Origin of the sequence: Actinoplanes sp. NPDC026623 (assembly GCF_040638275.1) — a bacterium.
Taxonomy (GTDB): Bacteria; Actinomycetota; Actinomycetes; order Mycobacteriales; family Micromonosporaceae; genus Actinoplanes.
Genome location: NZ_JBEZXZ010000212.1, coordinates 1 through 15,140 on the forward strand (window position 1 = coordinate 1; position 15,140 = coordinate 15,140).

At 71.2% G+C, this 15,140-nt stretch carries 16 protein-coding genes and 1 pseudogene; 13 read left to right on the forward strand and 4 right to left on the reverse strand.

Annotation, left to right across the window (positions count from 1 at the left end):
* From AB0F10_RS37905 to AB0F10_RS37940, 8 genes are all read left to right on the forward strand, one after another.
* Positions 1-981, forward strand: a 981-nt coding sequence (locus AB0F10_RS37905; RefSeq protein WP_360636829.1) for a glycosyltransferase family 9 protein, incomplete at its 5' end; no start/stop codon positions are given.
* A complete protein-coding gene (locus AB0F10_RS37910) occupies positions 978-1,904 on the forward strand; it encodes a glycosyltransferase (RefSeq protein WP_360636832.1) in 927 nt (308 codons plus the stop codon). The genes AB0F10_RS37905 and AB0F10_RS37910, both read left to right, overlap by 4 nt.
* Entirely contained in the window at positions 1,889-3,109 is a 1,221-nt protein-coding gene (locus tag AB0F10_RS37915) for a glycosyltransferase (protein ID WP_360636835.1), read from the forward strand. The genes AB0F10_RS37910 and AB0F10_RS37915 overlap by 16 nt, the downstream gene beginning before the upstream one ends.
* Complete coding sequence (locus AB0F10_RS37920; protein WP_360636838.1) at positions 3,109-3,750, forward strand: SIS domain-containing protein; 642 nt, start codon at positions 3,109-3,111, stop codon at positions 3,748-3,750. The genes AB0F10_RS37915 and AB0F10_RS37920 overlap by 1 nt, the downstream gene beginning before the upstream one ends.
* Positions 3,747-5,150, forward strand: a complete 1,404-nt coding sequence (locus tag AB0F10_RS37925; protein ID WP_360636841.1) for a PfkB family carbohydrate kinase — start codon at positions 3,747-3,749, stop codon at positions 5,148-5,150. Before AB0F10_RS37920 ends, AB0F10_RS37925 begins: the two co-directional genes overlap by 4 nt.
* A gap of 4 nt (positions 5,151-5,154) precedes the next feature.
* Positions 5,155-5,835, forward strand: a complete 681-nt coding sequence (locus tag AB0F10_RS37930; RefSeq protein ID WP_360636844.1) for an SDR family oxidoreductase — start codon at positions 5,155-5,157, stop codon at positions 5,833-5,835.
* Positions 5,832-6,752, forward strand: a complete 921-nt coding sequence (locus tag AB0F10_RS37935; protein WP_360636847.1) for a glycosyltransferase family 9 protein — start codon at positions 5,832-5,834, stop codon at positions 6,750-6,752. The genes AB0F10_RS37930 and AB0F10_RS37935 overlap by 4 nt, the downstream gene beginning before the upstream one ends.
* Before the next feature lie 14 nt (positions 6,753-6,766).
* A complete protein-coding gene (locus AB0F10_RS37940) occupies positions 6,767-7,234 on the forward strand; it encodes an ATP-binding protein (protein WP_360636850.1) in 468 nt (155 codons plus the stop codon).
* Positions 7,235-7,256: 22 nt separating this feature from the next.
* Here AB0F10_RS37940 and AB0F10_RS37945 read toward each other — a convergent pair.
* Positions 7,257-7,563: pseudogene (locus tag AB0F10_RS37945) on the reverse strand (DUF1360 domain-containing protein).
* A 155-nt stretch (positions 7,564-7,718) separates the two neighbouring features.
* On the opposite strand from AB0F10_RS37945, the gene AB0F10_RS37950 reads away from it, so the two are divergent.
* Positions 7,719-8,189 (forward strand): DUF6098 family protein, encoded by a 471-nt coding sequence (locus tag AB0F10_RS37950; RefSeq protein WP_360636853.1) that lies wholly within the window; start codon positions 7,719-7,721, stop codon positions 8,187-8,189.
* Positions 8,190-8,358: 169 nt separating this feature from the next.
* Complete coding sequence (locus AB0F10_RS37955) at positions 8,359-8,904, forward strand: DUF4142 domain-containing protein (protein WP_360636856.1); 546 nt, start codon at positions 8,359-8,361, stop codon at positions 8,902-8,904.
* 36 nt (positions 8,905-8,940) lie between these two features.
* Here the strand turns inward: AB0F10_RS37955 and AB0F10_RS37960 are convergent, their stop codons facing one another.
* Positions 8,941-9,702 (reverse strand): STAS domain-containing protein, encoded by a 762-nt coding sequence (locus AB0F10_RS37960; protein ID WP_360636859.1) that lies wholly within the window; start codon positions 9,700-9,702, stop codon positions 8,941-8,943.
* Positions 9,703-9,844: 142 nt separating this feature from the next.
* Here AB0F10_RS37960 and AB0F10_RS37965 point away from each other — a divergent pair, with 142 nt between their 5' ends.
* Positions 9,845-10,234, forward strand: coding sequence for an STAS domain-containing protein (locus tag AB0F10_RS37965; RefSeq protein ID WP_360636862.1), 390 nt, complete (start codon positions 9,845-9,847; stop codon positions 10,232-10,234).
* 60 nt (positions 10,235-10,294) lie between these two features.
* Positions 10,295-11,719, forward strand: coding sequence for an aminotransferase class V-fold PLP-dependent enzyme (locus tag AB0F10_RS37970; protein WP_360636865.1), 1,425 nt, complete (start codon positions 10,295-10,297; stop codon positions 11,717-11,719).
* A gap of 8 nt (positions 11,720-11,727) precedes the next feature.
* On the opposite strand, the gene AB0F10_RS37975 is transcribed toward AB0F10_RS37970, so the two are convergent.
* Positions 11,728-12,096: an STAS domain-containing protein gene (locus tag AB0F10_RS37975; protein WP_360636868.1), complete on the reverse strand. Its 369-nt coding sequence runs from the start codon at positions 12,094-12,096 to the stop codon at positions 11,728-11,730.
* Positions 12,097-12,341: 245 nt separating this feature from the next.
* Between AB0F10_RS37975 and AB0F10_RS37980 the strand changes: the two genes are divergently transcribed.
* Positions 12,342-14,801, forward strand: coding sequence for a phosphoketolase family protein (locus AB0F10_RS37980; protein ID WP_360636871.1), 2,460 nt, complete (start codon positions 12,342-12,344; stop codon positions 14,799-14,801).
* A gap of 98 nt (positions 14,802-14,899) precedes the next feature.
* Here the strand turns inward: AB0F10_RS37980 and AB0F10_RS37985 are convergent, their stop codons facing one another.
* Positions 14,900-15,133, reverse strand: a complete 234-nt coding sequence (locus AB0F10_RS37985) for a MerR family DNA-binding transcriptional regulator (RefSeq protein WP_360636874.1) — start codon at positions 15,131-15,133, stop codon at positions 14,900-14,902.
* Between the last annotated feature and the right edge of the window lie 7 nt (positions 15,134-15,140).

Genomic DNA, 15,140 nt, shown 5'->3' on the forward strand with positions numbered 1-15,140 from the left:
GTGCTGGTCACCGGGCCCGCTATCCGGGCGGTGGCGCACGGCGCCGAGCGCGTGGTGCTGCTCTGCGGGCCGCGCGGCCGGGCCGCGGCCGAACTGCTGCCGGGCGTCGACGAGCTCGTCGAGTGGCGGCTGCCGTGGATCGACCCGGAGCCGGATCCGGTCGATCCGGCCGATCTGGCCGCGCTGACCCGGCGGATCGCGGCCGCCGGAGTCGACGAGGCGGTGGTGTTCACCTCGTTCCACCAGTCCGCCCTGCCCCTGGCCGTGCTGCTGCGGATGGCCGGGGTCGCCCGGATCACCGCGATCAGCGACGACTATCCCGGCTCGCTGCTCGACGTGCGGCACCGCGTTCCCGAGCACCTGCCGGAGACCGAACGGGCCCGCAGCGTCGCCGCGGCGGCCGGGTTCGCCCTGCCTGGCGGCGACGACGGCCGGCTGGCGGTCACCACCGCCGCGAACCAGGGAGCCGGAGAGTACGTCGTGGTGCATCCGGGCGCCAGCGTCCCCGCACGATCCGGCCCGCCGGAACGCCTGCGCGCGACCGTGGCCGCACTGGCCGGCGCCGGCCACCGGGTCCTGGTCACCGGCGGCCCGCAGGAGCGGAGCCTCGCCGCCTTCGTGGCGGGCGAGGCGGGCGAGGACGCCGGCCCCGCCTCGATGGCCCGGCTCGCCGAGATCCTGGCCGGCGCCGCCTGCCTGGTCGTCGGCAACACCGGCCCCGCGCACCTGGCCGCGGCCGTCGGCACTCCCGTGGTCAGTCTCTTCGCCCCGACCATCCCGTACGTCCGGTGGGGCCCCTACCGCGTGCCGAACGTGCGCCTCGGCGTCGCCGACGCGCCGTGCCGGGACACCCGGGCGACGATCTGCCCGACACCGGGCCACCCCTGCCTGTCCATGGTGGAGCCGGCCGACGTCCTTGCCGCCGTCGACCTGCTGATCTCTGCCCCGCGTACCTTCTCCCGGACCGAGGTCGCCGCATGAACATCCTGCTTTGGCACGTGCACGGCTCCTGGACCACCGCGTTCGTCCAGGGCAAGCACCGTTACCTGATTCCGGTCAACGAGGCCCGCGACGCGTGGGGGCGCGGACGCGCGCGGACGTTCGACTGGCCGCCCTCCGTCGAGGAGCGGCCGATCGGCGAGATCCGCGACGCCGACGTGGCGATCGTGCAGCGACCCGAGGAGCTCGACCGAGTGCCGCCCGGCCTCCCGGTGATCTACGTCGAGCACAACACCCCCAAGGGTGACGTGCCGAACTCGCGGCACCCGATGGCGGACCGCGACGACCTGATCGTCGCCCACGTGACCCACTTCAACGAACTCTTCTGGGACACCGGTGGCACCCGGACCACGGTGATCGAGCACGGCATCCCCGAGCCGGCCGCCCGCTGGACCGGCGAGCTGGAACGCCTTGCCGTCGTCACCAACGAGCCGATCCGCCGACGGCGGGTCACCGGCACCGATCTGTACCCGCGGTTCGCGCACGTGGCACCGCTGGACGTCTTCGGCATGGGCGTCGCCGGGCTGACCGGAACGCGGATCACTGCGGTCGAGGACCCGCCGCAGCACGCGATGCACGCGCTTCTCGCCCGGCGCAGGGCCTACCTGCACCTGTGCCGCTGGACGTCGCTCGGGCTCAGCCTGATCGAAGCCATGCAGCTGGGCATGCCGGTGATCGGCCTGGCCACCACCGAGGCGGTCGCCGCCGTTCCCCCGGACGCGGGGGTTCTCTCCACCCGCGTCGACACCCTGGTCGAGGCCGCCCATTGGCTTCTCGAGGAGCCCGAGGCGGCCCGCCGCCTCGGCGCCCGCGCCCGCGAGGTGGCGCTGGCCCGGCACGGTCTTGACCGGTTCCTCGCGGACTGGGACCGGCTGTTGGAGGAGGAAACATGCGGATCGCGATGATCTCCGAACACGCCAGCCCGCTCGCCACCCTCGGCGGCGTCGACGCGGGCGGTCAGAACGCGCACGTCGCCGAACTGTCGGCCGCGCTCGCCGCCGAAGGCCACGAGGTGCGGGTCTATACCCGGCGCGACCATCTCGAACTGCCCGAACTCGTGCCGCTCGGCGAACGGGTCGACGTCGTACACGTACCGGCCGGGCCGGCCGCGGCCGTAGGAAAGGATGAGCTGCTGCCCTACATGGGCGCCTTCGCCGAGTGGCTGGCCGGGAACTGGCGCACCGAGTGGCGACCGGACGTCGCGCACGCACACTTCTGGATGAGTGGGCTCGCCGCCATCACCGCCGGCCGCGCCTGCGACGTCCCGGTCGTGCAGACCTATCACGCGCTCGGCTCGGTCAAGCGCCGCCACCAGGGCGCCGCCGACACCAGCCCCCCGCACCGCATCGGCTACGAGCGCGAACTGGGGCGGGCCGTCGACCGGGTGGTGGTGCAGTGCCGGGACGAGATCAGCGAGCTTCTCCGCATCGGCGTGCCGCGCAGCCGGATGGCCTTGGTGCCGTCCGGGGTCAACGTCGAGCGGTTCACTCCTAGCGGCCCCTCGGTACCGCGTGAGAGCGACGCCCCGCGAATACTCACTGTGGCCCGGCTGGTCGAGCGCAAGGGCGTCGAGGACCTGATCCGGGCGCTCGTCGCGGTACCCGGCGCCGAACTCGTGGTGGTCGGCGGGCCGCCCGCCGGCGAGCTGAACGCCGACCCGTACGCCCGCCGCCTGCGCCGCGTCGCCGAGATCTGCGGCGTCGCCGACCGGCTCCGGCTCGCCGGCGCCGTCGCCGCGCACGAGATGCCGGCCTGGTACCGATCGGCCGACGTGGTCGCCGCGGCTCCCTGGTACGAGCCGTTCGGCCTGACCGCGCTCGAGGCGATGGCCTGCGGCATCCCGGTCGTCGCCAGCGCGGTCGGCGGTCTTGTCGACACCGTCGTCGACGGCGTCACCGGCGACCTGGTCGCGCCGCGCGACCCCCGGGGACTCGGCCTGACCCTGCGGCGGCTGATCGGCGACGAGGTCCGGCGGATCTCGTACGCGGCCGCCGCCGTCGACCGGACCGCCCACTCGTACGCCTGGCCCCGGATCGCGGCCCGGATCGCCGCCGTCTATTCCGGCGTTCCCGGCGTCGTCACCGAATCTGCCCATAAGGCGGTCGTCTGATGGACCATCCCGAACTGTCGCCCCTGGACATCCACCTGAGCGCCCTGGCCGGCGCGATCACCCCGTTCCGGGCGGCGGCCGGACGGCTCGCACGCTGGGGCGAGCAGCTCGCCTGGCACCTGGGCCGGGGCGGGCGCCTGCTGGTCGCCGGCAACGGCGGCAGTGCGGCCGAGGCACAACACCTCGCCGCGGAGCTGGTCGGCCGGCTGCGCGCCGAGCGAATCCCGCTCTCCGCGATCGCGCTCACCCCGGACTCCTCGGCGGTGACCGCGATCAGCAACGACTACGGCTACGACGAGGTCTTCGCCCGGCAGGTACGCGCGCACGGCCGCCCCGGCGACGTCCTCATCGTGCTGTCCACCAGCGGCCGTAGCCCCAATCTGCTCGCCGCGGTCCGCGACGCGAAAAGGTGCGGCCTGCGCACCTGGGCGATGACCGGCCCTGGCCCCAACCCGCTCGCCGACGCCTGTGACGAGGCGCTGCGCTGCCCGTCCGAGGAGAGCCAGGTCGTCCAGGAGCTGCACCTGGTCTCGGTGCACGTGATGTGCGAGTACGTGGACCGGGCCCTGCCCGCGGTGCTCGAAGGACGCCGACCCGTCCCTTTCCCGCAGGTCCTCAGCGAAGTGGAGGTGGCGGTGTGAGCGGCAGGCCCCTGCTGGTCGTCGTCGGCGACACGCTGCTGGACCGGGACGTCGAGGGCGCGGTCCGCCGGATCGCTCCCGACGCCCCCGCTCCGGTGCTCGACGAGGAACACGTCGCGGAGCGGCCGGGCGGCGCCGGCCTGGCCGCCCTGCTCGCCGCGCGGCACGGCCACGACGTCGCCCTGGTCACGGCGCTCGCCGACGACGCCGCCGGCGCCCGGCTCAGCGAGCTGCTGACCGCCGCCGGGATCAGGGTCTATCCGCTGCCGCTGCCCGGCGCGACCCCGGAGAAGGTCCGGCTCCGCGCGGGCGGCCAGATCCTGCTGAGGCTCGACCGGGGCGGCACACCGCAACCACCGGGAGCCGCACCCGACGCCGCCCTGGCCGTGCTTCACGCCGCCTCGGCGATCCTGGTCAGCGACTATGGCCGCGGCGTCGCCCGGCACCCGCAGCTGCGCGGAGCCCTCCAGGACGCCAAGGCCCCGATCGTCTGGGATCCGCATCCCAACGGGCCGGCGCCGGTGCCGAACGTGCGGCTGGTGACACCGAACGTGGCCGAGGTCCGCAGGCTCGCCGACGACGCCGGCTCCGGCTCCACACTGGCCACCGCTCAGCGCGCCGGGCACCTGTTGCGGCGGCGCTGGCGGGCCGGCGCGGTCGCGGTAACCTGCGGCGCCGACGGTGCGGTGCTCTGCCACTCCGGGCCGACACCCCTGGTGATCCAGGTGCCGGTCGTCTCGGACGGGGACACCTGCGGCGCCGGCGATCGTTTCGCCGCCACCGCGGCGCTCGGCCTCGCCGGCGGCGCGCTGGTCTCCGAGGCCGTCCAGGAGGCGGTGGCGGCCGCATCCGCGTACGTGGCCGGCGGCGGTGTCGCCGCGGCGCTCACGCGGTCGGACCCGCCGCCGGCAACGCCGGAGCGGATCGGCGAGACCGAGGCCGGCCGGCTGATCGCGGAGATCCGTGCGCGGGGCGGCACCGTGGTCTCCACGGGCGGTTGCTTCGATCTGCTGCACGTCGGCCACCTCGCCACCCTGCGGGCCGCCCGCCGACTCGGCGACTGCCTGATCGTCTGCCTGAACAGCGACGCCTCGGTGACCCGGCTCAAAGGACCCGACCGGCCGCTCAACGGCGAGACCGACCGCAGCCGTCTGCTCGCCGCCCTCGACTGCGTCGACGCCGTCGTGGTCTTCGACGAGCCCACACCGGAGGCGGTGCTCTCCTGGCTGCGCCCCGACGTCTGGGTCAAGGGCGGCGACTACGCCGACGGCGGCCCCCACCTGCCCGAGGCCGAACTCGTCGAACGCTGGGGCGGACGCACCGTGATCGTGCCCTATCTGGACGGCCGCTCCACCACCCGCACCATCGCCGCGGCCCAGGCCGCCACCACCCGGAGGTAAACCCATGGATGCAGTGATAGTCACCGGCGGCTCCAGCGGTCTCGGCGCCGCCGTCGTCGACGCCGTGATCAAGGCCGGCGGGCGGCCGTTCGTCATCGACCGGCAGCCGCCCGCCGACGGCGTGCCGTGGATCGAATGCGACCTGGCCGACACCCGGGCCGCCGAGGCCGCGACCCGGCGGGCCGTCGAGCAGGCCGGCGGCACCATCGACGGCGTGGTGACCGCGGCCGGCATGGACGTACCCGGCTCCCTCGCCGACATCCCGGGTGAGACCTGGGACCGGATCGTCACCATCGACCTGCTCGCCACCGCCGCCGTCATCCGCGCGGCGATACCCGCCCTCAAGGAGTCACACGGCGGCGTGGTCACCGTCGCCTCCACCCTCGGGATCAAGGCGGTCGGTGACGCCACCGCCTACTGCGCGGCGAAATTCGGCGTGGTCGGCTTCACGCGGTCGCTCGCCGCCGAGTTGGCCGGGCAGGTCAACGTCACCCTGGTCATCCCCGGCGGGATGCGGACCAGGTTCTTCGACGACCGCGACGAGCAGTACAAGCCCGGTCCGGACGCGATCCTCAACGACCCGGCCAACGTCGCGAACGCCATCCTGTTCGCGCTCGCCCAGCCCGCCGGCTGCGCCGTCCGCGAACTGGTCATCGCCGCCGAGACGGAGTCCTCGTACCCGTGATCCTCGCCCTGCGCGCCCTCGGCGTCGGCGACCTGGCCACGGCGGTGCCGGCACTGCGTGGCCTGCGAACCGCCTTTCCGGGCGAGACCCTCGCGCTGGCCGCCCCGGCCTGGCTGACACCGCTGATCGACCTGATCGGCGTCGTCGACCGCATCGTGCCCACCGAGGGACTGGACCGCGGCGGCCTGCCGGTCGAGGCCCCCGCCCTGGCGGTCAACCTGCACGGCAGCGGCCCCGAGTCGCACCGGCTCCTGCGGGACGCGCAGCCGGCGAAGCTCTGGGCGTTCGCCAACGCCGCTGCGCGGCATCTCGACGGACCGGCCTGGGACGAGGACGACCACGAGGTGCACCGCTGGTGCCGGCTGCTGGGGCACTACGGCATCGCCGCGGCCGAGTCCGACCTTTCCCTCGCCATTCCCGCCGCCGCCGTGACGGACGGTCTCACGATCATTCATCCGGGCGCGAAATCACCGTCGCGCCGCTGGCCGCCGACCCGCTACGCGGCCGTCGCCCGGGAACTGCGCTCGGCCGGACACCGCGTGGTGGTCACCGGTTCCGCCGCCGAACGGGACATCGCCGTACGCGTCGCCACCGGAGCCGGGCTCGACGCCCGGGCAGCCCTGTCCACCGGACTCGACGAGCTGGCCGGCCTGGTCGCCGGGGCCCGGCTGCTGATCAGCGGCGACACCGGCGTCGCGCATCTGGCCACCGCGTACGGCACTCCGTCGGTGGTGCTGTTCGGCCCGATGTCGCCCGCCCGCTGGGGACCGCCACCCGAGCGTCCATGCCACCGGGCGATCTGGCACGGCAATCGCAGCGAGCCCGGCGATCGGCCCGAGCCCGGCGCCCATCCCGCGCTCCTGGAGATCGACACGGCGGAGGTCCTCACCGCGGCGACCGAGGTCGACCCGCGGTAGCGGGCCCGGTCTGCATGAATACGGGCAAGTCGGGGTACGAATTCGCCGTGCCCGTACTGAGAACCTCTCGCCCGCCCACACCGAACGCGGCAGTCGCCCACTGGGTACTGGACAGCTTCACCGAGCTGCGATCGTTGCGTTCGTCGTTACACAAGGCGCTGACAGGCGAACCGCTGCCGGAGGGCAACTTCCTCGATGAGGTGCCGGAAAAGGTCGCGATAGTCGCCACCGAGCTCGCCACGAACGCTCTCGCACACGCGCGACCGCCGACCGTCGTGGAGCTTCGCCGGACCGATGACGAGTTCATTCTCGACGTCGCCGATGAGGAGCCGGGAGCCTCTCCTGAGTTCGCGGTGGACCGGCCGGGTGGAGCCGGCGGCCTGGGCCTGCAATTGGCCCGCGACCTTGCTCTCGATATCGGCTGGTACGTCGATGGAGACGCGAAGCACGTCTGGGCGCGATTTCCCGTTCCTGAAGTCTGACCATGGATCTCGGCCGGGGCACTCAACCTTCGCTGCGGCGCTTGGCGGCATCGTAAGTGAGCTGCAGAAAGTCCGAGACCGCCGTGGCGGTCAACACGGTCGTACCCAACCTGGTCAGCCGGGGCGCCAGGACCAGGCCACCGGTCAGGCCCGTGGCCACCCACACCGCGGACATCGGCAAGGCGAGGTCGCTCGGGGGCGCGGCGGCCGGTGACCCGGCCGGCCGCCGACAGGGCGGCCGCCAACCCACCGAACGCGGCCATCACCGTGACATAGCCGTCCAGCGGCCGGTGCTCATGCGGCGCGTACCCGTGAACGGCATGCGACATACTGGCGCGCACAGTGTCCAGCACCATGTTCTCCTGCGGTCAGGGCCTGCAGACAAAACGTCTACCCTCATTTCCCGGCGGCGATCCGGCAGCGTCGACCGGCTTCGCCGGTGAACGGGGAATGACACCGCACGGCGTGGGGAACAATGAGCCTCGTGTACGAGGACCTACCGACGATCACCGACCTGGACGGGGTGACCCGGCTCATGGAACGGCCGCCGCGTGGTGAGGAGCTGTTCCTTCGCTGGTCGATGGGGCCGGCCGTGGACCTCTGCGATGATGACGGCGGCTCCAGCCGGGACTCGCTGACCGGCGTCTCCCTGCCCGGTCTGTCGGCCAGCCCGCTCGCCGTGGAGGCGTGGTGGGGCGACCGCTCCGCCCGGCTCTGGGCCGCCCGCCGCCTGTACGACTACGGTCACCTGCGCGAACGCGGCGAGCGGCCGTGGATCCTGGCGGGCGACGACTGCGGGCGGGGACCCGACAACGAGCCGCTGGTGCGCTGCCGCCGGCCGGTCGCCTGGGTCGCCGACGAGGCGGTCGCCGAGGCGCTCGGGCTGGTGGAGGAGCAGCCGTCATCCAACTGGGGTCCGCTCGATCGCGACGCGTCCAGATCCCAGTCCCAGTGATCCGCGCTGCCTCCGGCGTGTCCCGTCCCTCGACGCCGTCGCCACGGCTGACCTCCGCGCCTGACGCGACGAAAACCAGGTCCCGACCCGCAAGCCCTGAAACCCCTCAAAAGCCGCCAATAGGCGGTCTTGGGGCTTTATCCTAGGTTTCTGACCTTAGGAGAGACCGATGTTCGTCCGACGTACCGCGTTCACCCTGGGCGCCGCCATCCTCTTGATGCTGCCCACACCGGCGGCCCTGGCGGCCGCCTCGGATCACGACGCCGCCTTCCTTCGGGCCGCGCACCAAGGCAACCTCGCCGAGATCGCCGGGGGCCGGATCGCTCAGCAAAAGGCCGTCAGCTCGCTCGTGAAGGGACTGGCCGCCCGGTTCGTCGCCGATCACACCCAGATGGACGCGGGCCTGCGGGACACCGCCGCCCGCCTGGGCGTTGACCTGCCTGCCGCACCCGCTCCCGAGCAACAGGCGCTGGCCGACCGGTACCAGGCGGCGTCGGCCGCCGAATTCGACGCCCTGTACGTCGCGACGCAACTCGACGCCCACGCCCAGGCTATGCGGCTGGGGCAGACCGAACTCGCCAACGGCAGTGACCCTCGGGCCGAGCAGGTCGCCGAGCAAGCCGCACCCATCATCGCCAGCCACCACGAGGCACTGCGCGTCGCATCCGAGACGCTCGGCGGGCACGGCTACCAGGGACACGGCGGACGGGGTTAACCCCGGCACCGCGAACTGCCGCACCGCGCAACACCTTCAAGGCAGCCGACGCGGAGCGACGCCGGGTCTCGGGCTGATGTTCAGCATCGCCCACGCGACCCAGCCACCGTCGACCTGCTGATATCCCCACCGGCGGGCGACGCTGTCGAGCAGCAGCGTCCCCGGATCCGGCCAGGGATCGGAAGCCGGCGCGTTCGCCGCCCGGGCGGCTCCTGGGTTCCCCGCGTGCACCGCGATCATCAGGTAACGGCGGCGCAACGCCAGTCGCACGTCGATCATCGTGGCCGCGTGGGCGAGCGCCCGGGTGACGAATTCGTCGGTGACGATGCTCGCCGAGTCGGTGACGTGCGGTATGTCCCAGCGCGCGCAGGCCTCCGCGGCCATCCTCCGGGACCGCCGGGCGGCACCGCGCACGGGCAGCAAGGTCTCGCTCAACGAGAAGATCCGCCGTTCGGGAAGGGCCGCGAGCGCCTCGGTCGTCGAGGCGTACACCGGCAGCCGCCCGTAGCCGCCGCCGGCCAGCAACCCGGCGGTCGCCGGGGTCGGCCCGCACAGCAGGACCGGGATCCCCGGCCATCTGGACGCGCGCTGCGCGGCCGCGGCGAAGACCGTCAGGGCGACGTTCTGCACCACGGTGACCGCGCTCAGGTCGACCAGGACGGCGTCGGGGTGATCGGCGAGGCATTTCAGCACCGCGAGCCGGGCGATCGGCGCGGTCGCGGTGGCCAGGCGACCCGTCAGTACGACGATCAGGCACGCGCCGACCTGCTCGATGTCAGATCTCAGCGCCGCTGCCATGTGTCATTGATACTCGCCCGTTGATCGGGTCACCCATCCGTGGACCGGCGCGGTTCGTCATGCTCCGGTGTGCTGGCCCTGCTCGGCCGGCCACGGGAAAATGGGCAGACGACGGCCGAAACCCACCTATGCGAAGGCCTTTATGCTCTCGACCGAACCGCCCGATTGCTGCGCGGATGTCGACTTCAGCGCCGCGTTCGCCGACCTCGATCCGGTCTCGGTGTTGATGTCGCTGCGGGGCGAGATCGACATGGACGGGACCGGCCATCTGGCCCACCTCGTCGGCTGGACTCTGGAATTCGGCGCCATGACCCGCCTCGTGGTCGACCTCGGGCGGATCACTTTTCTGGGCTTCTCCGGAATCAAGGCCTTCGCCGACGCCCGGGCCAGTGCCGCCGCGGTGGGGTGCCGGCTGGTTCTCACCCGGCCCGGGCCCTGCACGGCGAAGATGCTGGAGACCGCCGGCCTGCTCGAGCCGTTCGGGCTGTCGGCGACCGTGGCCGGCGAGGTCGCCCGTTGCAGCTACACGTAACGGGCATTTCAGCAGTAACGCGTTGGTTTGGGGTGGCGGCGATGGAGGTATCCAGCTGATATGGATCAGCGGAAGACACCCGTTCTCGACGCGATAGCGCAGTACCGGCGCGGCGGCAACTACACCTTCGCCCTACCAGGCCATCGTCTGGGACTGAACGTCGACGACCGGACCGCCGCCGTGCTGTCACGCAGCACCTTCGAAGCCGATGTGATCATGGCAAAACAATCCGTGTCCGACGCCGAGGAACTACTCGCCGAAGCAGTCGGCGCCCGCCAAGCCATCTTCACCACCTGCGGCTCCAGCATCTCCATCCACACCGCCATGCTCACCGTCACCGGACCCGGCAAGAAAATCCTGGTAGACCGCAACGTCCACAAATCCGTCGTGGCCTCGCTGATCCTCGCCGGCGCCGACCCGGTCTGGCTACGCCCCCGCTGGGACCAGCAACGCCAAATCGCGCATCCCGCGACGGCCCACGACGTCGAACAAGCCCTCGACCACCACCCAGACGTCAGCGCCGTCCTGATGATCACCCCCACCGAATACGGCACCGGAGCCGACACCCACGGCATCGCCCGCATCTGCCACGCCCGCGACACCCCACTACTCGTCGACGAAGCCTGGGGCGCACATTTCCCGTTCCACCCCACCCTGCCAACCGCCGCCATCCACGCCGGTGCCGACCTCGCCGTGCAAAGCCTGCACAAAGCCGACGGCGGACTATGCCAAGCATCACTCATCCTGCTCGGCGGTGACCTCGTCGACCCCGTCGACCTACGCCTACGCCTCGACCTGATCACCACCACCAGCCCCTCCGCACTCCTCTACGGCTCAATCGACGGCTTCCGGCACCGCATGGCCGCCGAAGGACACCAACTACTCGAAGAGGCCCTGCAACGAACCAACAAAGTCCGCACCCGACTAACGAAGATCCCCCAGATCGACGTCATGAACGAATCGATCATCGGCCACGACGGAGTCGCCGAATGGGACCCGATGAAACTCAGCATCGACGTCTCCGCACTCGGCATCACCGGATACCAAGCCAAAGACTGGCTACAGTCCCAACACCACCTCACCGCACAACTCGGCGACGCCCGACGAGTCGTCTTCTCCCTCACCTACACCGACGACACCACCGCACTCAACCGGCTCACCGACGCCATCGAAGCCCTCGCCGCCGACCCACCCACCAACGACACACCAGCCCCCGACATCCCCGAACTCGAACAACTCAACCTCGAACAGGCGATGAACCCACGACAGGCCTACTTCGCCACCACCGAACAGACCAGCGACCCAACCGGCCGGATCTCCGCCGAAATGATCAGCCCATACCCACCCGGCGTACCCGCCATCCTGCCCGGCGAACGCTTCAACGAACCAGTCGTGGAATACCTCCGAGCCGGACTCGCCGCCGGCATGACACTCCCAGACGCCGCCGACCCCACACTCAAAACCTTCCGCGTCGTCCGGCAATGACAAAACTCCTACCGCCGCATAGCCTGCCGAGCCGCCGCCTGACGTCGCGCGGACCACTCCACATTCGCCGACCGTTCGCCGGGCAGCAGGTCGGCGGCGCCGAGCAGAGTCAGGATCTGCGTTGCCAGCGCGCTGGCCGCGCAGACCCGCATGCTCACCCGCAGGTTGATAGCGATGCGGTGAGCCACGATGACGGTGCCTGCCCCGGCGGCGTCGAGGACCTCGACGGCGGTCAGGTCGAGCTCGACAGCGGTGACGTCACCGCGGTTCAGCACGCTGGCGACGGTGCTCCGGAAGCTCGGTGCGTGATGCATGTCCAACTCGCCGCGAACGACGACGTCCACGATTCCCGAGCCTTCGACCTCGATCTCGAGCACGCCGCCTCACCAGCTCCGCGATTCAGCCACGGCACCATCCACGATCGGCATGGCTGCCTCTAGTCGCCCAGCGCCGGCCCTTACCTGCCCGTGGTGCCGTCTACCCCCGAGCGGCCGGTTCTAACGGACGGCGGCGACATCGCGAGACACCGGCCACGATCGACATCCGAAAGCTGACAACCGCTACCCGTTTAGGTTCCCAGCCGGGAGGCATACGCAGCAGCAGCCGCGATGGGAGGTGCCGGGTGAAGCAGTTGGCGAGCATGGGTGGAGAAACCTCAGCTGACAACGAGGGTACGGGCGGCGGCGAGACGATAGCTCCTGCGCCGTACGTGCTGGGCGACGCGCCCGGTCCGCTGGACCGGCGCGACCTGGAGCGGGTCGACGCGTGGTGGCGGGCGGCGAACTATCTGGCCGTCGGGCAGATCTACCTGCTGGCCAACCCCCTGCTGCGGGAGCCGCTACGGGCCGAGCACATCAAGCCGCGGCTGCTGGGACATTTCGGCACCGTTCCCGGCCTCAACCTGGTCTGGGCCCATGCGAACAGGCAGATCATCGCCCGCGGCCTGAACGCGGTCTTCGTAGCCGGTCCCGGGCACGGCGGCCCCGGCCCGAACGCCTGCGGCTGGCTCGAGGGTACGTATTCCGAGCTCTACAGCCACACTCCGCAGGATGCCGAGGGGATGGCGGCGTTCTTCGCGCAGTTCTCGTATCCGGGTGGAGTGCCGAGCCACTGTGCGCCGGAGACACCCGGGTCGTTTCATGAGGGCGGCGAACTGGGCTATTCGCTGCTGCACGCGTATGGGGCCGTGCTGGACGATCCGGACCTGACAGCCTTCTGCGTCATCGGCGACGGTGAGGCCGAGACCGGTCCGCTCGCCGGCAGCTGGCATGCCAACAAGTTCATCAACCCCGCCCGGGACGGTGCGGTGCTGCCGGTCCTGGCGTTGAACCAGTACAAGATCGCCAACCCGACCATCCTCGCCCGCATCCCGGAGGAGGAACTGCTGCAGTTGATGCGCGGTTATGGGTACGCGCCCCAGGTGGTCGCCGGCGACGATCCCGCGGACGTCCATCAGCAGATGGCCGCGGCGCTGAACGTCTGCCTCGACAGCATCGCAGAGATCCACCGCGCGGCCCGCACTGGTGACGACGGCCGGCGTCCGGCCTGGCCCATGATCATCTTGCGGACGCCGAAGGGCTGGACCTGCCCGCCGACCGTGGACGGCGTCCAGGTGGAGGGCACCTTCCGGGCCCATCAGGTGCCTCTGCCCGAGGCACGCACGGATGACCGGCACCGCCAGGTCCTCGAGCGGTGGCTGCGGTCGTACCGGCCCGAAGATCTGTTCGACGACGCCGGACGGCCGGTCGGCGACCTGCTGCGGGCGGCACCGGCCGGCGACCGGCGGATGAGCGCGAACCCGGTCGCCAACGGCGGCAGCCTGCTGCGGGACCTGCGGCTGCCGGACTGGCGCGACTACGGGGTCGACGTCTCCACCCCCGGACGCGGTCAGCACCAGGCCACCCGGGTACTCGGGGGATGGCTGCGCGACGTCGTCGACGCGAACAGGACCAACTTCCTGACCTTCGCGCCGGACGAACTCGCCTCCAACCGGCTGCAGGACATCCTGGATGTCACCGAGCGCGACTGGCAGGCCGAGATCGGCAGGTTCGACGAGAAGCTGGGTCCCCGGGGCCGGGTCGTCGAGGTTCTGTCCGAGCACATGTGCCAAGGGCTGCTGGAGGGCTACCTGCTTACCGGCCGGCATGGACTGCTCACCTGTTACGAGGCGTTCATCCACATCGTCGACTCGATGTTCAACCAGCACGCGAAGTGGCTGGAGGCGAGCGCCCAGGTCCCCTGGAGGCGCCCGATCGCCAGCCTGAACTACCTGCTGTCGTCGCATGTGTGGCGACAGGACCACAACGGATTCACCCACCAGGATCCCGGATTCCTCGACGTCGTGATGAACAAGGAACCGGGCATCGTCCGGGTCTATCTTCCGCCGGACGCCAACACCCTGCTCTCGACGTACGACCACTGCCTGCGCTCGCGGCACTACGTCAACGTCGTCGTCGCAGGCAAGCAGCCGCAGGCCGATTGGCTCTCGGTCGGCGACGCGGCCGTGCACTGCGCCCGCGGTCTCGGCATCTGGCAGTGGGCGGGGAACAACGACAGTCCCGGAGACCTGCCCGACGTCGTCCTCGCCTGCGCGGGCGATGTTCCGACCCTGGAGACCCTCGCCGCCGCGGCGATCCTCCGCGAACGGCTGCCCGATCTACGCGTACGGGTGATCAACGTCGTGGATCTCATGCGGTTGCAACCGGACGGCGAGCATCCTCACGGGCTGCCCGATCGCGAATTCGACACCTTGTTCACCGCCGACCGGCCGGTGATCTTCGCGTTCCACGGCTATCCATGGCTGATCCATCGCCTCGTCTACCGGCGCACGAACCACGCCGGGATCCATGTCCGTGGCTACAAGGAGAAGGGCACGACCACCACGCCGTTCGACATGGTCATGCTCAACGACCTCGATCGGTACCGCCTGGTCATCGACGTCGTCGACCGGGTCCCGTCGCTCGGCGCTCGGGCCGCCGGCCTGCGGCAGGACATGGTCGACGCCCGCCTGGCGGCCCGCGCCTGGACCCGCGAGCACGGCGCCGACCTGCCCGAGGTGGCGAACTGGACGTGGCCCTCATAAAGCCGATCTCGCCGCCGCCGTCCGGGGCGACGGCGAAATACCGGGCGGCGATCGGGTCAGGGAGCGCCTGGCTTCTGTTGGCGCTGGTATTCCTCGTTCTACTGGAGGGCCTCTACGAGTTGGTCCTCGAGGGTGATGATCCGGCAGGCGGCTTCCAGGGCGGTGCCGTGCTCGACCATCTCCCGGGCCCGGGCGGCGAGGCGTAACTGGTAACGCGAGTGACGGCGGTGCCCGCCGGCCGACCGGAACGGGGTGATCAGCTTTGCCTCGTCGAGCCGGCGCAGGAAATCTCTCCATGACGAGGGCCCCGGCGCTTTCGCGCCGGGGCCCAGGGGTTCG